The sequence below is a fragment of the Rhizobium sophoriradicis genome (genome assembly GCF_025200795.1).
Classification (GTDB): domain Bacteria; phylum Pseudomonadota; class Alphaproteobacteria; order Rhizobiales; family Rhizobiaceae; genus Rhizobium; species Rhizobium sophoriradicis.
This window is the reverse complement of the sequence record NZ_CP104152.1, coordinates 3,290,001-3,314,208: the sequence shown is the minus strand read 5'-3', so window position 1 is coordinate 3,314,208 and position 24,208 is coordinate 3,290,001. Positions and strand designations below refer to the sequence as shown.

The window sequence follows — 24,208 nt, the reverse complement described above, 5'->3', positions numbered from 1 at the left end:
AGGATGTGCCGGCGGTTGTTTCATCAGGGAGGAAACGATGAAAATCCTGAAGGCCATGCTCGGCCTGACCGCGGCTGCCGCGGTGTCTGTTCTCGCCGGCGCCGCTTCGGCGCAAACCTATCCCGAGCGCACCATCACCATGGTCGTACCCTTTTCAGCGGGTGGCCCGACCGATACCGTCGCACGCCTCGTCGCCGAATCCATGTCGAAGGATCTCGGCCAGCAGATCGTCGTCGAAAATGTCGGCGGCGCCGGTGGCACGCTCGGCGCCGGCCGGGTCGCGAACGCCGATCCCGATGGATACACCATCCTCCTGCACCATATCGGCATGGCGACCAGCGCCACGCTCTACCGCAAGCTCGCCTATGACACGCTCGGCGCATTCGACTATGTCGGCCTCGTCACTGAGGTGCCGATGACGATCGTCGCCCGCAAGGACTTGGAGCCGGCCGACCTCAAGGGGCTGATCGACTACGTCAAGGCCAACAAGGACAAGGTGACGGTCGCCAATGCCGGCATCGGCGCAGCCTCGCATCTCTGCGGCATGATGTTCATGAGCGCCATCCAGACGCCGCTGACGACCGTTCCCTACAAGGGCACGGGTCCTGCCATGACCGATCTTCTCGGCGGCCAGGTCGATATCATGTGCGACCAGACGACCAACACGACGAAGCAAATAACGGGCGGCACGATCAAGGCCTATGCCGTAACCTCGCCTAAGCGCCTCGATGTGATGAAGGATGTTCCGACGGCGGTCGAAGCCGGCCTGCCGGGCTTCGAAGTCGGTATCTGGCACGGCATCTATACACCGAAGGGCACACCGGCCGAGATCAACGAGCGGCTGTCGAAGTCGCTGCAGGTCGCGCTGAAGGATCCGAATGTCGGCGCCCGCTTCGCCGAACTGGGCACGGCGCCGTCCTCCGACGCCGATGCGACGCCGGCCGCGCTGAAGGCCAAGCTCGAAAGCGAAATCGCCCGCTGGAAGCCGGTGATCGAGGCTGCCGGGGAATATGCCGACTAGTGAGGGATGTGCCAGGAATAGCCCCTCACCCTAACCCTCTCCCCGTAAACGGGGAGAGGGGACTGCGTGCTCAATAGCAGCTGCAGGGGGCCGGCGGCATATCTCTCCCGGCTTGTGGGGAGAAGGTGCCGGCAGGCGGATGAGGGCTAGCTCCTTTGTGACGGCATCACGTGAACCATCTCCAACTCCAGGAGACACCATGAAATCCATCAGTTTCGATACCACCAATGCGATCTGCGGCGCGCTTTTCGTCGCGACCGGCGCTTTCTTCGCCTTCCAGTCGCTGGGGCTCGACCTCGGCACGACACTGCGCATGGGGCCTGGTTATTTTCCGCTGTTGCTTTCCGCCGTGCTCGTACTGCTCGGCGCGATCATCTTCATTCAGGCGCTGCGCGTGGAGGGTGAGCCGATTGACCCCTTTGCCTGGCGCGGCATGCTGTTCATCTTGCCGGCTCCGGTCTTCTTCGGGCTGACCGTGCGCGGGCTCGGATTTGCGCCGGCGCTGTTCTTCACCGCCTTCATCGCCTGCTTCGCATCGCAAAGGATGAACGTGTTCTTTGCGATCATTCTTTCGCTTTTGCTGACGGTCTTTTCGGTGGCTGTCTTCAGCTATGGGCTCGGCCTGCCGTTCGAGCGCTTCGGCCCCTGGGTCCGGTTCTAGGAGGCGATGATGGATCTTTTCAGCAATCTCGCGCTCGGCTTTGCGACGGCCGGCACGTTTGACAATCTGCTCTTTTGCCTGATCGGCGTGCTGCTCGGCACGCTGATCGGCGTCTTGCCCGGCATCGGCGCCACGGCGACGATCGCCATGCTTCTGCCGATCACCTTCCAGCTCGAACCGGTCTCCTCGCTGATCATGCTCGCCGGCATCTATTACGGTGCACAGTATGGCGGTTCGACGACGGCAATCCTGATCAACATGCCGGGCGAATCCTCCTCCGCCGTTACCGCGATCGACGGTTATCAGATGGCGCGTAAGGGCAGGGCGGGGGCGGCGCTGGCGATCGCAGCGCTCGGTTCGTTCTTTGCCGGCAGTGTGTCGACCTTCCTGGTTGCAATTTTTGCGCCGCCGCTCACCGCGATTGCGCTGCAATTCGGCTCGGCGGAATATTTCTCGCTGATGATCGTCGGCCTGGTTTCGTCGATTGCGCTTGCCCACGGCTCGGTCGTCAAGGCCTTGGCGATGGTGGCGCTCGGGCTGCTGCTCGGCCTCGTCGGCACCGACATCTACACCGGCACGCCGCGCTTCACGCTCGGCATCCGCGAATATGCCGACGGGCTGAATTTTGTGGCACTCGCCGTCGGCGTCTTCGGGGTGGCGGAAATCCTGCGCAACCTCGAGGGCGAGTCGACACGGACGGTGCTGATGGCCAAAGTCTCCGGCCTGTTACCCTCACGCCAGGAATTCAAGGAGATGATCGCGCCGGTCATTCGCGGCACGGCGATCGGTTCGGCACTCGGCATCCTGCCGGGTGGCGGCGCGATCCTGGCCGCTTTCGCCTCCTATACGGTGGAAAAGCGGATGTCGAAGACTCCGGAGGAATTCGGCAAGGGGGCGGTTGCCGGTGTCGCCGGACCGGAATCGGCTAACAATGCCGGGGCGCAGACCTCGTTCATTCCGCTCCTGACGCTCGGCATCCCCGCCAATCCCGTCATGGCGCTGATGATCGGCGCGATGATCATCCAGGGCATCGTGCCGGGGCCGAATGTCGCCACCGAGCAGCCGGCGCTGTTCTGGGGCATCATCGCCTCGATGTGGATCGGCAATCTGATGCTGGTGATCCTCAACCTGCCGCTGATCGGGCTCTGGGTGAAGCTGCTGACCGTTCCCTATTACGTGCTCTTCCCCATCATCATGGCCTTTTGCTCGATCGGGGTCTACAGCGTCAATACGAACGTCTACGACCTCTATGCAGTCGCCTTCTTCGGCTTCATCGGCTACGTGCTGGCAAAGCTTCGCTGCGAGCCGGCGCCGCTTCTGCTCGGCTTCGTGCTTGGACCGCTTCTGGAAGAGAACCTCAGGCGCGCCATGATCCTGTCGCGCGGCGACCCGACCACCTTCGTCACCCGTCCGATCAGCGCCACGCTTCTGGCGATCGCGGTTGCCGTGCTGATTGTCGTGTTCCTGCCGAGCGTCAAGAAGAAGCGCGAGGAGGTGTTTGTCGAAGAAGCCTGAGGGCTTGAAGTCACAGCTTGTTTGATGAACAAGGATGATCTGACGCGGGCGCCGGTTGGGCGCCCGTTTCGTATAAAGGGATATCCTGGCAATGAGCATCCCCGCCCGGATCAAGGACGATTTGCCGTTCCTCACGACCTTGCGTCGCGATCTGCACGCCCATCCCGAACTCGGTTTCGAGGAGGAGCGCACCGCTGGCATCGTCGCGAAGCTTCTCGAGGAGGCCGGTGTCACGGTGCATCGCGGCCTTGGCCGCACCGGCGTGGTCGGCACGCTCAAGGTCGGCGATGGCATACGCCGGATCGGGTTGAGAGCCGATATGGATGCGCTCGCCATGACTGAGACGGCGGAGCGGCCTTATAAATCGAACGTGCCTGGCAAAATGCATGCCTGCGGCCATGATGGCCATACGGCGATGCTGCTCGGCGCCGCGCGGCACCTTGCGGCGACGCGGGGTTTTTCCGGCACGGTGCATTTCATTTTCCAGCCGGCCGAAGAGGGACGCGGCGGCGCGAAGCGCATGGTGGAGGAGGGGCTGTTTAAGCTCTTCCCCTGCGATGCCGTCTACGGCCTGCACAATATGCCAGGGCTTGCGGTCGATGAGATCGCCGTGGTCGCGGGGCCGCAGCTTGCCTCTTCCGACAGCTGGCGCGTCACCTTTCGCGGGGTCGGCACACACGGCGCCAAGCCGCATCTCGGCCGCGATCCGATCACCGCCGCCGGCACTTTCCTGTCATCGCTGCAGACGATCGTCGGCCGCGTGGTCGATCCGCTGCAGCCGGCCGTCGTCAGCGCCTGTTTCCTGCAGGCGGGCGATTCCAAGGCGCTGAACGTTATTCCCGATTTGGTCGAGATCGGCGGCACGGCACGCGCCTATTCGCACGAGGTGCGGGACCAGATGGAGACCGAGATCGGCCGGTTGGCGCAGGGGACTGCGGCCATGTACGGCATATCAGTCGAATATCATTTCGAGCGGCGGATCCCGCCGGTGATCAATGACGCGGATGCGACTGCCCGGGCGCTCGCAGCGGCCGGCTCGGTGTTCGGGAAGGTGCGGACAAACTTCCCGCCGTCGACGGCGGGCGATGATTTCGCTTTCTTCGCGCAGAATGCGCCGGGCTGTTACGTCTGGCTCGGCAACGGGCCGGCGGAGGGCGGGGCGCTGCATCACAATACGGCCTATGATTTCAATGATGAGGCGCTTGGCTACGGCGCGGCTTATTGGGTGTCATTGGTGGAGCGGGAGTTGAAGGGTTAGCTGGCGTTTGCGGCCCCCTCATCCGCCCTAACGGGCACCTTCTCTCCGAGGGGAGAAGAGACTTGTGGCAACGTCTCGATTCCCTCTTCTCCCCAGCGGGGAGAAGGTGCCCGTTAGGGCGGATGAGGGGGCTATCGGGCACGCCGATCATTGTCTGGTTCATGCCCCGGCCCTACAGAATCTCCAGCACCGGGCTTTTCATCATTCTCCCCGTCACCACATCCGCAATCCCCCGGTCCGTCTGATGCGGGCCGGCATTGCAGGCGAGCGTTGCGCCGAAGCAGGCCTTGAAGACCCGGTAGGGCGGCTTCCAGTCGACGATTTTTTCCATGGCTTTGCGGATGCCGGCGAAGGTCGAAGCGGTGTCCGCTAGCGATGCGCCGGTCACGAGGCCGGAGAGCGGCAGCGGCAGGATCGCCTCGATCTTTCCGTCTTTGGCGACCGCCATGCCGCCGCCGGCTGATATGACGGCGTTGGCGGCGAGCGCCATGTCGCGAGCGTTGCCGCCGAAGACGGTGAGGTTATGGCTGTCGTGCGAGACGGTGGTGCAGAAGGCGCCGCGCCAGTCGCCCCAGCCAGTGAGGAAGCCGATGCGCGGGGTGCCGTCGGCCTTGCCGTGGCGGTGGGCGACGGCGATCATGGCGCTGCCGGTTGGCGGCACGACGAAACCGTCTCTGACTTCCGTCTCCGTCGCGTCCCATCGCGTGAAGCGCGGGCGGTCGATGGTGGCGACGCGGACGCGCGCGCCTTCGGATGGAATGAGGAAGTCATTTTCGACGAGTGGCGGAAGCTTCACCGAATTTTCAAGCGGTGCCGTATCAAGCCGCTGGACGGCGGCCTGCATGCTGCCGTTGCGGGCGACGATGCGGCCGCCTGAAATGACCAGCCGCGCCCGGAACTCGGTGAGATCTTCGAAGAAGACGATATCAGCGCGGCGTCCGGCGGCGATGAGCCCGAGATCGGAGCGCTTCAAACGCTGTGCCGCATTGAAGGTCGCTGCGCGGATCGCCCATTCCGGCTTCATGCCGTAGCGCACCAGCCGGCGGGCGACATCGTCGAGGCCGCCGCTTTCGTAGAGTTCATCGGGGAAGACGTCGTCGGTGCAGAGGGTAACAGTGGGCGGCAGGTGACCGAGACCGTTCAGCACCTCGACGAATTCCTGCAGCAGATGGTCGTGAGAACCGCGCAGCTCGATGGTCAGGCCGGCGGCAAGCTTGGAGTAAAGATCGGCGCCGGAGGTGAGTTCGTGGTCTGAGCTGACGCCCGCCGCCATAAAGGCGTTGAGATCGCGACCTTCGAGACTGCGAGCATGGCCGCAGACGAGTTTGCCGGAGGCAAGGCCGGCATTGACGATGGCCGCCATGCGCGGGTCACCGTCGATGACGCCGCGCATGTTCATGACTTCGGCGACGCCGCCGACGGCCGGCGAGCGCAGCATCTCGGCGACGACGGCGGCATCGAAATCGGCGCCGGCGAGTTCCAGGCCGGGTGCCGACGGCACGCAGGAGGGGGCGAGCAGGATCATGCGCAGCGGCAGTGAGCGCGCTGCCTCGATTGCCCAGCGCACGCCGTCGAGGCCATGCACGTTGCCGAATTCATGCGGATCCCAGACGATGGTGGTAACGCCGCGCGGCAGCACGGCGCTCGCATATTCGGCGGGCGTGACCATCGAGCTTTCGATATGCATGTGCGTGTCGATCAGGCCGGGCGTCAGGATGCTGCCCGCCGCATCGATGATCTCGGCTGCATCCATGCGGCTTGCCGGAGCATGGACGCTGGCGATCAGCGTGCCGACGAGACCGATATCGGCGTCCCGCATCAAGCCGGTCACAGCGTCGAGCAGCCGGCCGCCGGTAATCAGCACGTCGAAGGGGGCATCGCCGCGCGCAGCAGCAACGGCGCGGGCGCGCAAGGCAGGATCGTTGAGGTCGGCGGGCTCTTGGCGAGAGGTGACGGTCATTTGCGTGCCTCGTTGACAAGGGCGGCCAGAATGATGGCGCGCGCCCTGTCGGCATCGATGTCGGCGGCGAATTGCGCATTGAAGGTCGCATGAGTGGCGCGGGTCTCGACGACGGTGCGACCACGCGTCAAGTGACCTTGCAGCTCGACGTCGATGCGCGCCGGGCGGAAGCTGACGATATCTGGAGCGACGAAGGCGACGGCGGCGCAGGGGTCGTAGATCGCCATTCCAGGGCGGCCGCGGCTGGTGGCGATGCTTATATAACCAGCGAACATGTCGGCAATCAGTTCGGCATTGCCGCCACCGGCATTGCGCACCGCCTCGGCATCCTCCGGCTTTGCCAGCACCCTGCGGCAAAGATCGAGATCGACCATGCGCAGCGGCAGGCGATGGGCGATGACGATCGCAAGCGATTCGGGATCGGCGAGCGCGTTGAATTCGGCAGACGCCGTATGATTGCCCGATGTGACACCGCCGCCCATCCAGACGAGGTCGTCGATGCGGGCGGCAAGATTAGGACGGGCGAGCGCCACGGCGGCGATATTGGTGAGAGGCCCGAGCGCCAGGATGCGGTGTGGCCCGTCGCCTTCGAGCCAGAGGCAAAGTGCTGCGAAAGCGTCGCTTTCGCCAAGGGCCCCCGCCTCCGGCAGGCTCCTGCCGATGGTCGGAATGCCGGCTTCGCCAAGGATCGCCTGTGCGGTTTCGAGCTTGCCGAGAACCGGCATGGCGCGGCCGGTATGCATCGGGAATGTCCAGCCGAAGGCGCTGCCGGCACCGGCGGCATTTTTTCTCACCTGCAACAGCGGCGCATTGCCGAAGACGAGCGAGACGCCGTCGATCTCATATTCCGACTGCGCCACCACCAGGATGGCGGCAATATCGTCGAAGCCCATGTCGGTATCGATCCAGACGCCCATGATCTCACCCGAACCGTTTGAGGTTGGCCGCGCCGGCTATCGGCAGATCGAAGGTGAGCGGGCTGCCGATCCTGTATGGCGGCAGGCTTGCATCGATCTCGGCCTTGATCGGCCCAAGCGGCGTATCGAGGAGATATTCGCGGCTGTTGCCGGCAAAAGAGGTGCCGCGCACCGTTCCAGCAAAGGAACCCGAGCCGAGGACCACCGCGTTCGGACGCCAGGCCAGGCCCGCCGCCGTTTGCGGCGGCGGGGCGGGCAGCGCGACCGGGCCGTTCGGCGTCGCAAGCTTTCCATCCTTCAGCGCGAAGACATTCTCGAAGCCGACGAAATCGGCGACGAAGGCGGAGGCCGGGTTGTTGTAGATCTCCTCCGGCGTGCCGATCTGCTCGATGCCGCCGTTCAGCATGACGACGATGCGGTCCGCGAGCGCCAGGGCCTCCACCTGGTCGTGGGTGACGAAGATCATGGTGACGCCGGTCTCCCTCTGGACGCGCTGCAATTCGGCGCGCATCTCCAGGCGAAGCCGGGCGTCGAGATTGGAGAGCGGCTCGTCGAGCAGCAGGACTTTCGGCTCCATTACCATCGAGCGGGCGAGCGCCACGCGCTGCTGCTGGCCGCCGGAGAGTTCGGCGGGCTTGCGGCCGGCGAAAGCGGCGAGGCCGACGGATTTCAGGCCGGCGCCGACGCGGGCGTCAAGATCGGCGCCCGAGATGCCTTTGAGACGCAGGCCGAAAGCGACATTCTCATAGACGGTCAAATGCGGAAAGAGCGCGTAGGATTGGAAGACGAGGCCGATGGCGCGCTTGTTGGCGGAGACGCGGGTAATATCGGCGCCGTCGAGGCCGATGCGGCCGGAGGCGGGCGTCAGCAGGCCGGCAATGGCGCGCATCGTCGTCGTCTTGCCGCAGCCGGAGGGGCCGAGGAGCGCGACGAGTTCGCCCTTGCCGATCGCAAGATCGAGATCCTTCACCGCGACCGTATCGCCATAGGCAAGCGTCAGCTTGTCGAGTTCGAGATAGGCATCAGACATAACGCGAAAATCCCAGGAAGCGCTCGGCAAGGAAGACGATGCCGATCGAGAGGAAGGCGAGAAGGGCGGAGAGCGCCGCGATGGACGGGTCGTAGGTGGTTTCCATATAACCCAGCATGTCGATCGGCAGCGTGCGCACACCAGGGCCAGAGAGGAAGAGCGACACAGGCACCTGATTGAAGCTGGTGACGAAGCCGAGAATGAAGGCGGCCAGGATGCCGCCACGGATATTCGGCATGACGACGCGAAAGAAGGCGCCGAGCCTGGAGGAACCAAGCAGGACGGCCGCTTCCTCGATATCCGAACGCAGATTGTCGAGGCTCGCGGAGACGACACGCACAGCATAGGGCAGCACCAGCGCCGCGTGAGCGAAGAAAAGGGCGAGCGTGATGTTGAAGCCAAAGGGAACGACGAGATAGCGCAGCAATGCCAGGCCGACGATAATGCCGGGAACGATGATCGGCAGCGAGACGACGGTGCGGACCGTTTCTGCCGCTGGCAGCCGGTAACGCGACAGGGCGTAGGCGGCGGGGATGCCGAGGACGAGGGCTGCGAGCGTTCCGAATACGGCAAGGAACATCGACATGGCGAAGCTGTCGCGGAAACTTTCGATGGCGAAGACCTTCGTCACCCAGCGCAGCGACAGGCCCCGCGGCGGGAAGGCCAGCGTGTCGCCGGCTGATAGGGAAGCGGCAATAATGATCAGGAACGGGCCGATCAGAAAGACCAGCAGAAGGAAAAGCACGATGGGCGAAAACAGGCGCAGGGTCATCGGCGGTTCCTCGCCGTCGCAAGGCGTTTCAGCAGGATGTTGGCGGCAAAGCTCATGACGATCAGGATGAAGGCGATGACGCTTGCCGAGACGAAATCATTGGCGACGGAAACCTGCTGGTACATTAGCGTTTCGAGCATCAGCACCTTGGAACCGCCAAGCACGGCGGGGGTGATATAAGCCGTCAATGAGCCGGTGAAGACGAGTGTACCGCCGACGACGAGGCCCTCCCTGGTCAGCGGCAAGATAACCTTCCAGAAGACCTGGAACCAGTTGGCGCCGAGCACGCGGGCGGCCGGTATCGCATCCCTCGGCATGTTTTCCAGCGCACTGATCAGCGACAGGATCATCAGCGGCAGGAAGAGCTGCAGGAGGCCGATGAAGACGGCGGTTTCGGTGAACAGCAGCCGCAGCGGTTCGGCGCTGAGGCCGAGGCCAGTTATCGCCTGGTTGACGATGCCGGTGCGGCCGAGAATGACGATCCAGGCATAGGTGCGGGCCACCGGCGAGATCATCAGCGGCAGGGTGATGAGGCCGATCATGCGGCCCTTGCCGTTCGGCGGCAGATTGACGATGGCGAAGGCGGCGGCATAGCCGATGATTGCCGAGACCGCAGTGACTTCGAGACCGAGCCGGAAGGATCGCAGGAAAACGGTGCGGTTCAGCGTCCCGGAAAAGAAATCGGTATAGGCCGACAGCGTCCAGCCGCCACCGGCGCGAAAGCCCTCCGACAGCAGGATCGCGACGGGCAACAGAAAGACAAGGGTCGCAAAGACGGCTGCCGGCAAGGCAAGCGCCATGGCTTCTGCGCGGTTCTGGAACATGAGGCGCCTTTCGAACGGAGATTGGATGGCCCCGGCAGAGGCGCCGGGACCGGTTCTCACGCCAGCCTTACTGGCCGACCTTGTCGTTCCATGTCTTCAGCCAGCCGGCACGGTTGTCGAGGGCGACGGCCGAGGGGATCAGCTTTAGGCTCTTGGCCGTATCCTCGCCATAGGTGAGATTGTTGGCGGCGGCTTCGGAAAGCTTGACCTCGCGGTTGGCAGGGCTGTCGATCAGCTTTTCGGCGAGTTTGGTTTGGGTCTCGGTCGAGAGCCAGAAATCGATGAACTGCAAGGCGAGATCCTGATTCTTTGAACCTTTTGTCACCACCAGCACGTTCATGCCGCCCGTCTGGCCCTCCTTCGGTGTCGCCCAGGCGACCGGCACGTCGAGCTTGGTGAAGCCCGCCCAGGAGAACCGGCCGATCGGTGCCGCCCAGATTTCCTCCTGCTGCATCAGTTGTACGAGCTGTGAGGATTTTTCGTAGAAGGTGACGATGTCGTCCTTCTTCTCGCCCAGTGCCTCGATCGGCCCCTTCAGGTCGGGCGTGTCCTTGCCGAGCGCCAGGCCCAGCATGTAGAGGGCCGGCGGGCCCTGATTGGTGGTCACGTTCGGAAAGGCGACGTGGCCGACATATTCAGGCTTCAGGAGATCGGCCCAGGAATCGATCTTCATCTTGTCCGAACGATAGGCGATCGAGGTGGCGTAGAAGGTATAACCGACGCTCATACCGTCGCCGTTCGGGTCCTTGGCGATGTCGTACAGCTTGCCGAAGTTGGAAAGTTTTGCACTGTCGACCTTGTCGATCAGGCCAGCGCGGGCGGCGGCCAGCGCATCGGCCATCGAAACGGCGGCGAGATCGACGACGGGACTGGCCTTGTTGGCCTCCATCTTGGCCAGGCGCTCGACGCTGTTGCCGGTCTCGACCACCAGCTTGCAGCCGCATTGGGCCTCGAACGGCTCGTAGACCAGCGCCTTGAAATCGTCCTGGGCGAACGCATAGGCGGAAATGGTCAGCGTCCGTTCGGCGGCAGCCGCACTCAACGGCGATAGCGCCGCAAGCGCCACCGAAGCAATGAGAGCTTTTTTCATCTTACGTGTTCTCCATCTCTTAGGTTTTTAATGCCGGGTTCACAAGGCCCGGATGATTGGCGGACGATCAATTGCATTGCGACACGTTCGATCTCCGCGGTAACGAGCATGCCCTCCCGGGCGCAGTTTTTGCTTATGGTATCGGCCAGGGCGGACACGGCAATCCCGGCAATCCTGTCCATGTCCATCCTGACCGTCGTCAGGGACGGCGTGACAACAGGCGACCAGATAAGGTCGTCGAAGCCGGTGACGCTGACATCGGCGGGAACGTTGATGCCGGCCTGCTGCAGTTCCGTCAGCGCGCGCAGCGCCTGCAGATCGGAGAGAGCTGCGAAAGCGGTGAAACCTTGTCTCACCCTTTCGGCGAGGCCGAGCGGACAGCCGCTGCCGCCATCGCTCTCCAGCTTGTCGATCCACAGGGCTTCAGCCTGCATGTCCGGGCGCAGGCCGGCGTGAATGCCGCCGGCGCGGTCGTTCTGGACGCTGGATTCCTGGTTGTTGCCGATGATGAGGATTTTCTGGTGGCCGAGATCGGCGAGATGGAGAGCGATTTCGCGCCCACCCTGCCAATGATCGGCGGAAACGGTGTTGCCCGGCGTCGAAGGTGTGTCGATGATGGCGACCGGACAGGCGGCGGATGAAATGCGGGTGGCGCGGCGGGGAATGACGACCATGCCATCGACGCCTCGTTCGACCAGGCGGTTGATCGCCTCGGCCTGGGCAGCGGCATCGCCGCGGGAATCCGCGATCAGCACGCCATAGCCTGCGGCCGAAGCCGCGAATTCGATCGCCTGCGCGATCTTCGGGAAGAGCGGATTGGCGATGTCAGGCAGCACCAGGCCGAGAACGCCGCTGCGGCCGGTCCTGAGCGCCCGGCCGGCTTGGCTCGGGACATAACCGAGTTCGGCGGCATGTTCGCGAATTCTTTCGACCAACTGGCCGGAGACCCGGCCTTTGCCGGAAAGCGCGTTGGAAACCGTGGCAATGGAGACGCCGAGCGAGGTCGCTATCCTGCTAAGGTTCGGTCCCGGGCGCGATGAAGCCATAATTGAGGCTGCTCTGATTAATCGTTTAATCAGCCTTATATCAGCGAATGCCCCTTGTCGAATCCAAATACCCCTTCTGCGCAATTATCCAGTGCAGAGCCGGGATGAAAAAAGCCCCGCGAGACGATCGCGGGGCTTGGTATTTTCCAGAAAGGCAATGCCAATCAGCTTTTGACAGTCTTTGCCGGCGCCGGCTTCGCGGGCGCGGTGACCTGGCCGCCCGGCGCATAGCCGCCGCCGACTGCGATGTTCAGCGATACGTAGTCCTTGGCCATCTGCTGGACGGCCTGGGCAAGGCTTGCCTGGGCAAGCGAAACCTGGCGCTGGGCGTCGAGAACGTCGAGCAGCGAGGAGGCGCCGTCCTTATAGGATGCTGTAGAAAGTTCGAGCGTCTCCTGCGTGGTCTTTACCTGGGCCTGAAGCGCAGCGACCGTGCGGGCGTCACGCCGGACCGCGGCGAGCGCATTCTCGACCTGCTCGACGGCAGTCAGCACTGTCGATTTCCAGTTGAGGTAAGCGGTCGCAGCCTCGGATTGGGCCGACTTGACGTTGGCGCGCAGGCGGCCGCCATCGAGGATCGGCAGGTTCAGCGTCGGGCCAAAGGACCAAGGCGTCAGAGCGCCATGCACACCCCTTTGGTTGATATAGGAGGGCGAGATCGAGCCGCTGAGCGAAATGCTCGGATAAAGCTGCGCCTCGGCAACGCCGATATTGGCCGTTGCGGCAGCGAGATCACGCTCCGCGACGCGAATGTCGGGACGGTTGCGGATCAGGTCTGCCGGGATACCGGAGTTGATGCCGCCGCGGTATACCGGTTGACCACCGCCCCTCAGCAATTCGTTGACAAGGGCCGAGGCCGGCAAGCCGAGCAGCGTGGCGATGTGATGGGCCGATACGCGGATATTGGTCTCAAGGCCGGGAATTTCGGCGAGCGTCGACTGTACCAGACCTTCGGCCTGGACGACGTCGAGCCGCGAGGCGGCGCCGGCTTCAAGCTGGAACTTGGTCAGTTCGAAGGTTTCCTGACGAGACTTCAGGTTGGCCCTCGAAAGTGCCAGGCGCTGCTGATAGAAACGAACGTCGATGTAGCTCGAGACGAGATCCTGCACGAGGGTCAGCTTGGCGACATCGGCGGATGCGTAGGCAGAGTCGAGCGAGGCGGCCGCGCTTTCGGTGCTGCGCTTATAGAGGCCGAAGAGATCGAGCAGCCAGCTCAGCTGAACATCGCCGGCACTGGTGTTGCGCGTGTCGAACTGCGTGCGCAGTTCGCCCTTCTGGCCGCTGATCGTGTGCGAGGCGCCGACGTTCAGGCTCGGCAGGCCGCCCGCGCCGGCAATGGTAACGTTTGCGGAAGCTGCATTGATGCGCTCGATTGCCTGCTGGACGGTCAGGTTCTGCTCGAGGCCGGCCTGGACATAGCCGTTCAATTTGGGGTCATTGAAGGCGGTCCACCATGCTGCGGTGGCAACATCGCCGACGCTCTTCGTTCCGCCTTCTCCGAATTTGGCGGGCAGCGGCATTTCAGGAGGAGCATGATCCGGGCCTACGACGCAGCCCGACAACAATAACAATAATGCCGGTGTGGCAAAACGAAGAGATACCATTCATTTCTTCCTGTACTCGAGCAAGTCAATTCTTGTCCGAAGCTTCATGCTTCACTATCGGCGCGACGCGCCTTTGTCCCACTTGAAAACACACACCGAAGCAGTCGGGCGCAATGTAGCAATCGGAACAGCATTATCACAGTGCATTTTTATCACACTGCTGCCGCATTTTTGCCGCGTGTGGCAAAGATGCGTCGGATGACGACGAAAAAGGACGGCACAAAGAAAATTCCAAGCATGGTCGCCGCCAGCATGCCGCCGAGAACGCCGATGCCGATAGCGTTCTGCGCCGCCGAGCCTGCACCTGTCGCGATCGCCAGCGGCACGACACCGAGAATGAAGGCGAGCGAGGTCATGATGATCGGCCGCAGGCGCAGCCTCGCCGCTTCCAGCGTCGCCTCGTAAAGTCCCAGCCCGCTTTCCATTCGATCCTTGGCGAATTCGACGATCAGGATCGCATTCTTCGCCGCAAGCCCGATGGTGGTGAGCAGGCCGACCTTGAAATAGACGTCGTTCGCCTGGCCGAAGAGCGTTGCCGCCGCCAGCGCGCCGAGAATGCCGACAGGCACGGCCATGATCACCGAGAAGGGGATCGACCAGCTCTCGTAAAGCGCTGCCAGGCAGAGGAAGACGACGAGAACGGAGATCGCATAGAGCATCGGCGCTTGCGAACCGGAAAGGCGTTCCTGATAGGAAATGCCCTGCCACGCGACCGTGTAGCCGCCGCCGAGCTGTTCAGTTAGCGCTTCCATTTCGTTCATCGCATCGCCGGAGGACACCCCGGGGACGGAGGCGCCGTCAAGCGGGATGGCGCTGACGGCGTTGAAGCGGGCAAGCGAGGGTGCGCCCTTCACCCATTCGGTTTTGGTAAAGGCGGAGAAGGGCACCATTTCGCCTGAATTGTTGCGGGCGTACCAGTGGTCAAGGTCGTCCGGCTGCATGCGGAAGGGCGCGTCGCCCTGGACATAGACCGGCTTGATCTCGCCGTTCAGCGTGAAGTCGTTGACGTCGCGGCCGGTGAAAATGATCGACAGCATCGAATTGACCGAGGCGATGTCGACACCCATGGCGCCGATCTTTTCCTGATCGAGCACGATGCGCATCTGCGGCTCGACTTCCTTGTTGCTGCTGCGCAGCGCCACGACCTTGCCTGACGAGTTGCCCATCTGGATGAGCCGCTTGGAGGCGGCCGTCAGAGCATCGTTGCCATGGCTGCCGGTATCGACGAGATACATGGAGAATCCGCTCGACACGCCGAGACCCTGGATCGCCGGCGGCAGAAGCGCGAAAACCTGTGCCTCGCGCATTGCAAAGAAGCTGCGCAGCGCCCGGCTGACGATCGACTGGGCGCTCAGATTGGGATCGGTGCGCTCAGAGAAATCCTTCAGCTTGGTGAAGACGATGGCGCTGTTCTGGCCGGAGCCGCTGAAGCCGAAGCCCAGCGCGCCGAAGACGGACTCGACGGCGTCCTTCTCGTTCTCACGGTAGTAGTTTTCGACCTTCTCGACGACCGCCTGGGTCTGCTGCGTGGTCGAGCCCGGCGGCGTGGTGACGATGGTTAGCAGCACGCCCTGGTCTTCCTGCGGCAGGAATGAGCTTGGGAGGCGAGTGAAGAGATAGGCACAGCCGGCGCCGATGAGAAGGAAGACCAGCATGACGCGGATGGGCCGCTTCAGGAGATAGCCGATCGTCCTGACATAGCCGTTGGTCGAGCGTGTGAAGTTGCGGTTGAACCAGTCGCCGACACGGTGCTTCCTGTGTTCGCTGACCGGCTTCAGCATCGTGGCGCAAAGTGCCGGCGTCAGCACCATGGCGACGAGCGCCGACAGCAGCATGGCCGAGACTATGGTGATCGAGAACTGGCGATAGATGATGCCGGTCGAACCGCCGAAGAAGGCCATCGGAATGAAGACCGCGGTCAACACGAGGGCGATGCCGACGATGGCACCGGTGATCTCGCCCATCGATTTTTCCGTCGCCTCGAGCGGCGAAAGCTTCTCTTCGGACATGATGCGTTCGACGTTTTCGACGACGACGATGGCGTCGTCGACGAGAAGACCGATCGCCAGCACCATGGCGAACATCGTCAGAGTGTTGATCGAGTAGCCGGTGGCGGCCAGCACGCCGAATGTTCCGAGCAGCACAACCGGGACGGCAATGGTCGGAATGAGTGTCGCACGTAGATTCTGCAGGAAGACGAGCAGCACCACGAAGACAAGCACGATCGCTTCGATCAGCGTATGCACGACCTTTTCGATCGACAGTTCCACGAATGGCGTCGTGTCGTAGGGATAGGTGATCTTCACGCCTTCCGGCAGGGTGCGGCCGATGACATCGAGTGCGGAGCGCACGCGGGCGGCGGTATCGATGGCGTTGGCGCCAATCGCGAGGTTGACCGCAAAACCGCTGGAGGGCAAGCCGTTGTAACGCGAGCTGCCGCCGTAGCTTTCCTGGCCGATCTCGATGCGCGAGACGTCGCTGAGGCGCACCGTCGCGCCGTCCTTTTCGACTTTCAGAATGATGTGCTCGAAATCGGCGACGGTAGTCAGTTGGCTCTGTGCAGTGATGGTGACGTTGAGCTGCTGGCCGGGGATCGTCGGCTGGGCGCCGAGCGAACCGACCGAGACCTGCGTGTTCTGCGCCTGGATCGCCGATGTGACGTCGCTCGGCGTCAGCTGGTATTTCAATAGCTTGAAGGGATCGAGCCAAACGCGCATCGCGTATCCGGAACCAAAGACGTTGATGCTGCCGACGCCTTCGAGGCGCTGGATCTGATCTTCGATCGAGGTCGACATGATATTGCCGAGATCGACCGAGTTGCGCTTGCCGTCGGTTGAAACAAGCGAGCCGACAAGCAGGATGCTCGAGGTCGAACGGGTCACGCTGATGCCGGCATCGATGACATCCCCAGGAAGCTGCGATTGCACCAGCTGCAGCTTGTTCTGCACCTGCACCTGGGCGATGTCGGGGTCGATGCTGGTTCCGAAGGTGAGCTGGATGCTGGCCGAGCCGGTGGACGAGGTCGAGGTCATGTAGGTGAGGTCGTCGAGGCCGGTCATGCCATCCTCGATGATCGTCGTCACCGATTTTTCCACAGTTTCGGCGCTGGCGCCGCGATAGGTGGCGTTGATGCGGACCGTCGTCGGGGCGATGTCGGGATATTGCGAAATCGACAGGGTGAAGATCGCCAGCAGACCGGCGAGCATGATGGTGATCGCAATGACCCAGGCGAAAATCGGTCGTCGAATGAAAAACTTGGCCATCGGTTGTTCCTGTGCGGCTGAGACGGTGACGTGCGGGCTCGAAGCGGTTATTTCGCTGCGGGCTTTCCGGCGTCACCGGCGGCGGGCTGCTCGGAAGGCACGACAACGCCGTTGTCGCTGATCTCCATCGGAACCGGCTTTACCGGCATGCCTGCCGTGATCGACTGCAGACCGCTGACGATCAGCTGATCGCCGTCCTTGATGCCTTCGGTCACCAGCCAGGAATTGTTGGAGGGCGAGCTGTTCTCGAAGGCCCGGGTTTCGACCTTGCCCTCGGCGGAAATGAATTGCGCAGTCAGCCGGCCGTTGGCGTCACGGCTCGTCGCCAGCTGCGGCAGCGCGTAACCGCTCTCGGCGCCGAGCTCGACGGTGGCACGGACATACATGCCGGGCAGGACGATGCGATCGGGATTGGGGAAGAGCACGCGGATGATGAAGGTGCCGGTCGTTTCGCTGACAACCTGCTTCGACATGTCGAGCTTGCCCTGCTGGTTATATTCCTTGCCGTTTTCGAGGATCAGGTGGAAAGCGACGTTCTCCGCGCCCTTGATGTCGCCGGCCGCCATCGCGTCGCGCAGCCGCAGGAGGTTGGTGCTCGATTCCGTCAGCGAGATATAGATCGGGTCGAGCTGGCGGATTGTCGTCAGCGCCGTCGACTGGTTGGCCGAGACAACGTTGCCGACATTGTAGGCGGTCTGGTCGATGATGCCGTCGAAGGGCGCGACGATCTTGGTGTGATCGAGGTCGATCTGCGCGGCGGAAAGCGCTGCCTTTGCGGATTCGACCTCGGCCTTCGCCTGGAGAAGCGTCGTCCTGGCTGTCTCGTATTCGATCTGGGTGGCGCCGCTGCCGACGAGGCGCTGGTAGCGTTCGAGGTTGCTTTCAGCGCTCGGGACGCTCGCCTCGGCCTTGGCGATTGCCGCCTTGGCTTGCTCGACGGCGGCGATGTAGGGCGCATCCTCGATCTGATAGAGAAGGTCGCCCTTCTTGATCTCGCCGCCTTCCCTGAAGGCGATCTCGCGGATGATGCCGCTCACCTGCGGCCGGATATCGGCGGTCTGGAAGGCTTCGGCGCGGCCGGGAAGGATCGTGGTGATCGGGAAACTAGCCTTCTTCAGCGCGACCACGCCGACGGGTGCTGCCTGCTGCGCCGCGCCTGCGCCGGCATTGCCGGCCGGTTTGCTGGCGTTGTCGCTACAGGCGCCAAGCAGGGCGCCGGCCATTAGGGCCGAGGAGATGAGCAGGGCACGCCGTATCATTCTGAATTTCCTCATGCAGTGGCAATCGGCCGTTCGATCCACGGGCTCGGCCGGGCCGAGCGCAGGCTTAGATAAGCGTCAGGATTGATCTGGCTGCAAATGCCATTTATCCGAGTCTAACAAAAGCTTTTCGAAGTGACGTAAGTCAGCAATCGTCACTTAGCAAGCGCTATTTTGCAGTGCGGCATCGACGAAGCCTACGATCTCCCCGGCGCGGCGCACCAGCGTCTCCTTGTCGTCGCGGACGATGAGGATAGGGTGCAGCACGCAGGCCAGCACATCGGCGACGGTATGTGCCGCGTGCTCGGGATCGCGGCAGTGGTAACGTCCTTCCGCCATGCCTTTGCGGATGATCTCGCCGAGTTTTTCCTCGATGCAGGCCCGATAACGATTGCCGGCTTCAAGTTTGGCCTCGATGGTCGAAAGGACCATTTCGAAGATGTAGGGGCTCTTCTGTATATCCTGCAGATGGCCCTCCAGCAGCCGCAGGACGAAGCGCAGCAGCTGTTCTTTCGCGGGCATGTCCTGGTCGAGAGGGATGAAACGCTCGGCGGCATTGTCGAGATGGCGTCCGGCGATGGCGTCGACCAGTGCGACCTTGGAACGGAAATGCTTGAAGACATTGGCGGGCGACATGTTGAGCGCGCCGGCGATATCGGCGATTGACACCGCGACGTAGCCACGCTCGCGAAACAGCATCTCCGCCATGGACAAGATGTCCTCTCGCGTTTCCTCGGCCTTGCGTCTCGGCCTTCTTGCCATCTGTCCCCCGCCGGGCCGCGCCCGGTATCCCTTTTTGCCGATGCTAGCGCGATTGCACGAAAGCTGCCAAGCCGGTGCTCGGCCCGGCGGCTTCGTGTGTCGTCTTTTCAAGGGAAATAGCGGGAGAGATTGTTTCGGACACGCGCAAGCGGCGTCTCGCCGCTGTCGTCGGCAACAAAGCGCTCGCCGGTGATCGTCTCGTAGGCCCTGATATAGACGGCCGAGGTCTGCTCGATCAGTTCAGTGGGAATTTCCGGGATCTCGTCCTTATAGGGGTCGCAACGCTCTGCCACCCAGGCGCGGACGAAGTCCTTGTCGAAACTGTCGGGGCGCTTTCCGGCGGCAAAACTTGCCGGGTAGCTTTCGGCAAGCCAGTAACGGCTGCTGTCGGGCGTGTGGATCTCGTCGGCGAGGATGATGTTGCCGTCGCCATCGGTTCCGAATTCATATTTCGTGTCGACGAGGATCAGGCCACGTCTGGCTGCCATCTCCTGCCCGCGGGCAAAAAGGGCAAGCGCGTAGCGCGACAGCGTTTCCCATTGCTGCCTGGTCAGAAGACCGCGCGTGACGATCTCGTCAGGCGTCAGCGGCTCGTCATGGCCACCATCGAATTCCTTGCTGGTCGGGGTGATGACGGGTTCCGGTAGGATCTGGTTGTCGCGCATGCCGTCGGGCAGACGCATGCCGTACATCTCGCGCTCACCCTTCTTGTAGAGCGTCAGGATGGAAGTGCCAGTGGTACCTGCAAGGTAACCGCGCACGACGATCTCGACCGGCAGGATGTCGAGCCGCTTGCCGATGACGACATTCGGATCGGGATAATCGAGGACGTGGTTCGGACAGATATCCTTCGTCGCTTCGAACCAATAGCGCGCCGTCTGCGTCAACACCTGGCCCTTATAAGGAATGCAGGTGAGTATGCGGTCGAAGGCGCTCAGCCGGTCGGTGCTGATGATGATGCGGCGTCCGTCCGGAAGGTCGTAATTCTCGCGCACCTTGCCGCGATAATAGTTCGGCAATTCGGGGAAATGGGCTTCGGAGAGGATTCGCACGGCGCTCGACTGTCCTTGTGTTTGGGTGAAGGCTTCCTGCTCTAGTTTCATCGCGGGGGAAGTCAAGTCAGGCGCCAACTATCGCATCACAGCCAGAACAGAGCCAGGAGAAACAGAGCCAGGCCATAACTTACGACGGCGAGCGGCCAGCCGGCGCGCAGGAAATCGCTGAAGCGGTAGCCGCCGATGCCCATCGCCAGCGTGTTGTTGTGGTGGCCGAAGGGCGTCAGGAAATCGAGAGAGGCGCCGACGGCGACCGCGATCAGATAGGCGTCGGGCGCATGTCGCCCCGTCTTTGCAAATTCGAGTGCGATCGGCGTCAGCACGATTGCGACCGTCGCATTGTTGACGAAGGGCGTCAGCGCCATTGCAAGGAAGAGAATGAGGGCGATGCCGGAAAGCGGATGGCCAATCGGCACGACAAGGCTCAGCCAGCCGGCGATCGCTTCGGCCGTGCCGGTGCTTGCCACCGCCTGGCCGATTGGGATCATCGCCGCGAGCATGATGATGATCGGCCAGTTGAGATCGGCCATCGCCTGACGGATATTGAGATGATTGAGAAGGGCAAGGGCCAGCACGACGCCGGCAAAAGCGATGTCAGGATGCAGGCCGGCCGCCGACGCGGCGACGCCGCAGGCAAAAAGCGCGAAGGGCCGCCAGGAGTGGAGGGCCGGTTCGGCTGAAGCCGTCGGAGCGAGCGGCAGGCACTCGCTTTCCTCAAGCGCCTCGGCAATAGCCGTGCGTGGCCCCTCGAGCGTCAAAATATCGCCGATCGACAGCTGCAGGTCGAGGAAGCGGCCCTCGATGCGCGGTGCGCGCATGGAAAGGGCGGTGACCACGATGCCGCGATGGTGAAAGACTTCCAGCGAGCGGATGCGCGAACCGACCAGCGTGCTTTCCGGCATGACCACGGCTTCGATGCTGGCAAAATCCGGCGAGAGACCATGCAGATGGGCGTCGGCGATCAGCGCTTGCGTTGCGGCGAGCTCGACGAAGACCGCATCGGCGCCTTCGGCAAGCAGCACGTCGCCGGCTTCTATAATCGACTGGTCGAGCGGGCCGAAAACGAAATTGTTGCCCCGGATCAGCGCGTGCGGTTTGATGGCGAAGCGGGCGGGACACTCGGAAAGCCGCACGCCGACCAGCGGCGAGACGTCCGGGACGCGACGCTCGACGACCACTCGGCGTGTGCCCTGGGAGATCGTTGCCGGTGCTTCGTCGGGTTCGGGAAACAGGCGCCGGATACGAAAGGCCATCAGCAGAATGCCGGCGGTTGCGACCGGTAGGCCGACATAGGCGAAATCGAAGAAATGAAAGCCTGCTCCGGTTGTCCTGGCGAGCGCGTTGCTGACGAGCAGATTGGCCGGCGTCCCGATCAGCGAGACCAGACCGCCGAGCAGGGCGGCAAAGGAGACGGGCATGACGAGTTGACGGCGGGGGATCGACAGCGCCGTGCCGAGCCGTAGCGCCACCGGCAAGGTAATCGCAAAGGCGCCGATATTGTTCATGAAGATGGAGATAAAGCCGGCAAGCGACGAAACGCCGGATATGACCTTGAAGTACGACGGTCTTGCGGCCGTGAAACGCGCGGCGAGATTATCGAAGAGCTTGGCGCGCGACAGGACCTGAACGATCAGCAGGATTTCGATGACGGTAATGACGACGGGACTGGCGAAGCCGGTAAAGATCTGATCGGCGGGATAAAGGCCGAGTGCATAGCCGGCAAGCAGGCCAGCGATCGCGACGACTTCAATGCGGACGCGCTCGAACGAGAAGAGAAAAAGCATTGCCAGCAGAAGGATCAGCAGGGATGCTTGCTCGAACGACATGGACGGATCCGGTATTTCGTGAACGAAAACGCTATCCCGGACCGCTGCACGCTTCCCGATGATATGCGTCGGGCGGACTGTAATCGTTCGGCATCCGCTGTACAGAGGCGCCGACCGGCAAAGATTGAACGAGCCTCAGGTCTGTGGCCGGGCGGGCACCTGCCACCGACCTGCGGCGTTGCGCTGCAGAACGGGTGTCGAGAAGACGCCGACGGTCCGCGCGGTCCATTGCGGCCCGGCGTCTGCAAGGCTTTCGCGCCAGCGTTCGGATTGCAGCATGGCCGCACCGATGACGACGGGTTCGATGCCGCAGGCAGCGAGCAGATTGATCCCCGAGACGATCGATGCGCCGCTGGAAATGACGTCATCAATCAGGCCGACGCGCCGTCCGCTCAGCAGCGGCAGCATGCGCGGATCGATATAAAGGCGTTTCTCCTGTGTCGGCGTCGTGATCGAAGACAGGGCAACCGAGAGGTCGTTGCGGTACCAGAATTTGCGCGAGGTGCCGAGCGGGACGTAGCGGGCGTGGCCGAGCTTCTGCGCAACGGCCGCCGCAAGCGTCAGGCCCAGCGTCGGGAGGCCGGCGACGACATCGATGCGCATGGGCCTGATCTTTTCGGCGAGGTTTTCGGCCAGCGCATCGAGCACGGCGAAGCTTGCCTGGTTGACGATCAATGAGGCGAGGGCTTGCTCACCATCTCCCAGGATGCGGATCGGCAGGCGAAGCTGGCGACCGTCATCCAGTGCGGCGACATAGAAGGAGGTGAATTCCCGATCGCAGCAAAAGGTGCCGGGTGGATGCATCTCCTGCCAGAAGTCGTGCGGCGCCATCTCCGTCATGTCGTTCTACGTCTCGCCCTTTCCATGCCGGCACTTCGGTGGAGCGCCTGCAATTCCGCCGCGGTCAACGCACGTACGGCGCCTTTTGGGAGTTCGCCGAGTTCGAGCCCACCGATTGCGACCCGCACGAGGCGCAAACATTCAGTCCCGAGCGCCTCCAGCATGCGGCGGATCTGGCGGTTGCGGCCCTCGTCGAGCTCGACCTCGATCCATGAATTCCTGTCGCCCTGGCGCAGGCGCCGCACGGCGGTTGCCGTCAGCAACTCGCCGTCGTGGCGGATGCCCGATGTCATTGCCGCAATCGCCTCGTCATCCATGATGCGGTCGATCTGAACGTGATAGGTCTTCGTCACATGTGTGATCGGATCCAGCAGGATCTGGGCGAATTCGGTATCGTTGGTGAAAAGCAGCAGGCCTTCGCTCGCCTTGTCGAGCCGGCCGACCGGCGACAGATGTGGGATTTCGAAATCCTTGAGGCAATCGTAGACCGTCGGCCTGCCTTCGGGATCGTGACGGGTGGTGACAAGCCCGCGAGGCTTGTTGAGCATCAGATAGATCTTCGCCTCGGCGGCGATCACGAGACCGTCGACGCGGATCTTCGCCGTCACAAGGTCGACCCATGCCGAGGGATCGTTGACCGTGCGGCCGTCGACGGAGACGCGGCCTTCGGCGATCAGTCGTTCTGCCTGCGTGCGGGAGCAATAACCGAGCTTGGAAAGGGCGCGGGGAAGGGTGACCCGCTTGCCTGCAGCATCGGCGGTGAGCTTTGGCCGCTCGCGCTTCTTATGCGATGGGCGACGGTCCCTCATCTGCTATCCCTGTGCTGCTTCGATGCCGTTTCTTGGCATGAACGGCACAAGGATTCCAGCTTGGCGAACAATATCTAGGGAACGATGGGGCTGCAGACCGCCGTCAGTGCTTCTGACAAAGCACCGTCAGGCCATTGAAGAGGTTGCGCTGTCTCAGCGGCAGGCCATGAATCCGGCCAGCTCCTTGCGGCTGACCACGATGCCGGCAGCGGCCTTGACGGGGTCGGGATGCGTATAAGATAGGCTTGGCATTTCCGGCAGCTCGAGTGCCTGACGCATATTCATGATGCCGACCGCGTAACGGCCATTAACACCATCGACGCTGACTTCAATGATGCAATTGGCCCTCTTGTTTTCCATGTTGTCCTCCCTTTCGCTTTTTTTATGGTCCCTTGCTTGCATTAAAAATTGGTTTTTCTAAGACCTAAGCATTTACGCACCCTACCGAAAAACGGATCGGCGGGTGCGTAAAAATATGATTTTTTAGCGGAGTAGGGGATTAGCGCCACCAATGGCGATGCTGCGGCTGCGGGCTGCCGGAAAGCAGGTAACCAAAGAGGAAGCCAACGGCCCCAGCCAGTAACAGCGCCGTTGTCGTGGCGGCTGGATGCTCGCGGGCAGCACCGGCAGCAGCGGCCCCTTCGGCCCTAATCTGGGCGACGGCATTCTTGGCGCGGGGCAGGGCCTCATCATAAG

The 24,208-nt window shown here is 62.7% G+C and carries 21 protein-coding genes (1 of these 21 running past the window's edge); 4 read left to right on the top strand and 17 right to left on the bottom strand.

Features of this window, described 5'->3' with window-relative positions:
* Positions 1 to 37: 37 nt before the first annotated feature.
* From N2597_RS16375 to N2597_RS16360, 4 genes are all read left to right on the top strand, one after another.
* Entirely contained in the window at positions 38 to 1,021 is a 984-nt protein-coding gene (locus N2597_RS16375) for a tripartite tricarboxylate transporter substrate-binding protein (protein ID WP_038691001.1), read from the top strand.
* 199 nt (positions 1,022 to 1,220) lie between these two features.
* A complete protein-coding gene (locus N2597_RS16370) occupies positions 1,221 to 1,682 on the top strand; it encodes a tripartite tricarboxylate transporter TctB family protein (protein ID WP_009982366.1) in 462 nt (153 codons plus the stop codon).
* A 9-nt stretch (positions 1,683 to 1,691) separates the two neighbouring features.
* Positions 1,692 to 3,197 carry a tripartite tricarboxylate transporter permease gene (locus N2597_RS16365; RefSeq protein WP_077990385.1) on the top strand — a complete coding sequence of 502 codons (1,506 nt, stop codon included), beginning with the start codon at positions 1,692 to 1,694 and terminating at the stop codon, positions 3,195 to 3,197.
* Between the two features lie 91 nt (positions 3,198 to 3,288).
* On the top strand, positions 3,289 to 4,455 hold the full coding sequence (locus N2597_RS16360) for a M20 aminoacylase family protein (protein WP_183598332.1): 1,167 nt from the start codon (positions 3,289 to 3,291) through the stop codon (positions 4,453 to 4,455).
* A gap of 172 nt (positions 4,456 to 4,627) precedes the next feature.
* On the opposite strand, the gene N2597_RS16355 is transcribed toward N2597_RS16360, so the two are convergent.
* From N2597_RS16355 to N2597_RS16275, 17 genes are all read right to left on the bottom strand, one after another.
* On the bottom strand, positions 4,628 to 6,415 hold the full coding sequence (locus N2597_RS16355; RefSeq protein ID WP_096765043.1) for an adenine deaminase: 1,788 nt from the start codon (positions 6,413 to 6,415) through the stop codon (positions 4,628 to 4,630).
* Positions 6,412 to 7,332 carry a nucleoside hydrolase gene (locus N2597_RS16350; RefSeq protein WP_183598334.1) on the bottom strand — a complete coding sequence of 307 codons (921 nt, stop codon included), beginning with the start codon at positions 7,330 to 7,332 and terminating at the stop codon, positions 6,412 to 6,414. Before N2597_RS16350 ends, N2597_RS16355 begins: the two co-directional genes overlap by 4 nt.
* Before the next feature lie 4 nt (positions 7,333 to 7,336).
* Positions 7,337 to 8,362 (bottom strand): ABC transporter ATP-binding protein, encoded by a 1,026-nt coding sequence (locus N2597_RS16345; protein WP_183598336.1) that lies wholly within the window; start codon positions 8,360 to 8,362, stop codon positions 7,337 to 7,339.
* Complete coding sequence (locus tag N2597_RS16340) at positions 8,355 to 9,134, bottom strand: ABC transporter permease (protein ID WP_183598338.1); 780 nt, start codon at positions 9,132 to 9,134, stop codon at positions 8,355 to 8,357. Before N2597_RS16340 ends, N2597_RS16345 begins: the two co-directional genes overlap by 8 nt.
* Positions 9,131 to 9,958, bottom strand: coding sequence for an ABC transporter permease (locus N2597_RS16335; protein ID WP_077991516.1), 828 nt, complete (start codon positions 9,956 to 9,958; stop codon positions 9,131 to 9,133). Before N2597_RS16335 ends, N2597_RS16340 begins: the two co-directional genes overlap by 4 nt.
* 67 nt (positions 9,959 to 10,025) lie before the next feature.
* A complete protein-coding gene (locus N2597_RS16330) occupies positions 10,026 to 11,048 on the bottom strand; it encodes an ABC transporter substrate-binding protein (protein ID WP_096765040.1) in 1,023 nt (340 codons plus the stop codon).
* Positions 11,045 to 12,094: a LacI family DNA-binding transcriptional regulator gene (locus tag N2597_RS16325; protein ID WP_106795998.1), complete on the bottom strand. Its 1,050-nt coding sequence runs from the start codon at positions 12,092 to 12,094 to the stop codon at positions 11,045 to 11,047. Before N2597_RS16325 ends, N2597_RS16330 begins: the two co-directional genes overlap by 4 nt.
* Before the next feature lie 164 nt (positions 12,095 to 12,258).
* The gene (locus N2597_RS16320) at positions 12,259 to 13,698 is read right to left on the bottom strand and encodes an efflux transporter outer membrane subunit (protein ID WP_077991520.1); all 1,440 of its coding nucleotides are present in this window, start codon (positions 13,696 to 13,698) and stop codon (positions 12,259 to 12,261) included.
* Positions 13,699 to 13,850: 152 nt separating this feature from the next.
* Positions 13,851 to 16,961, bottom strand: a complete 3,111-nt coding sequence (locus N2597_RS16315; protein WP_183598340.1) for an efflux RND transporter permease subunit — start codon at positions 16,959 to 16,961, stop codon at positions 13,851 to 13,853.
* Positions 16,962 to 17,008: 47 nt separating this feature from the next.
* Positions 17,009 to 18,220, bottom strand: coding sequence for an efflux RND transporter periplasmic adaptor subunit (locus tag N2597_RS16310; RefSeq protein ID WP_183598342.1), 1,212 nt, complete (start codon positions 18,218 to 18,220; stop codon positions 17,009 to 17,011).
* Positions 18,221 to 18,379: 159 nt separating this feature from the next.
* Positions 18,380 to 18,982: a TetR/AcrR family transcriptional regulator gene (locus N2597_RS16305; protein WP_038690974.1), complete on the bottom strand. Its 603-nt coding sequence runs from the start codon at positions 18,980 to 18,982 to the stop codon at positions 18,380 to 18,382.
* Positions 18,983 to 19,089: 107 nt separating this feature from the next.
* Positions 19,090 to 20,034 (bottom strand): phosphoribosylaminoimidazolesuccinocarboxamide synthase, encoded by a 945-nt coding sequence (locus N2597_RS16300; protein WP_039621884.1) that lies wholly within the window; start codon positions 20,032 to 20,034, stop codon positions 19,090 to 19,092.
* 86 nt (positions 20,035 to 20,120) lie between these two features.
* Positions 20,121 to 21,863 carry an SLC13 family permease gene (locus tag N2597_RS16295; RefSeq protein WP_096765038.1) on the bottom strand — a complete coding sequence of 581 codons (1,743 nt, stop codon included), beginning with the start codon at positions 21,861 to 21,863 and terminating at the stop codon, positions 20,121 to 20,123.
* Between the two features lie 135 nt (positions 21,864 to 21,998).
* On the bottom strand, positions 21,999 to 22,694 hold the full coding sequence (locus N2597_RS16290; RefSeq protein ID WP_183598356.1) for a phosphoribosyltransferase: 696 nt from the start codon (positions 22,692 to 22,694) through the stop codon (positions 21,999 to 22,001).
* A 5-nt stretch (positions 22,695 to 22,699) separates the two neighbouring features.
* Complete coding sequence (locus N2597_RS16285; protein WP_096765037.1) at positions 22,700 to 23,512, bottom strand: pseudouridine synthase; 813 nt, start codon at positions 23,510 to 23,512, stop codon at positions 22,700 to 22,702.
* A 153-nt stretch (positions 23,513 to 23,665) separates the two neighbouring features.
* A complete protein-coding gene (locus tag N2597_RS16280) occupies positions 23,666 to 23,872 on the bottom strand; it encodes a hypothetical protein (RefSeq protein WP_009987986.1) in 207 nt (68 codons plus the stop codon).
* A gap of 139 nt (positions 23,873 to 24,011) precedes the next feature.
* Positions 24,012 to 24,208: the 3' portion of a hypothetical protein gene (locus tag N2597_RS16275; RefSeq protein WP_183598344.1), read on the bottom strand. Its footprint extends 142 nt past the window's final position; the window shows 197 of its 339 coding nt (coding positions 143-339); the start codon falls outside the window, past its right edge — the gene reads right to left on this strand; its stop codon occupies positions 24,012 to 24,014.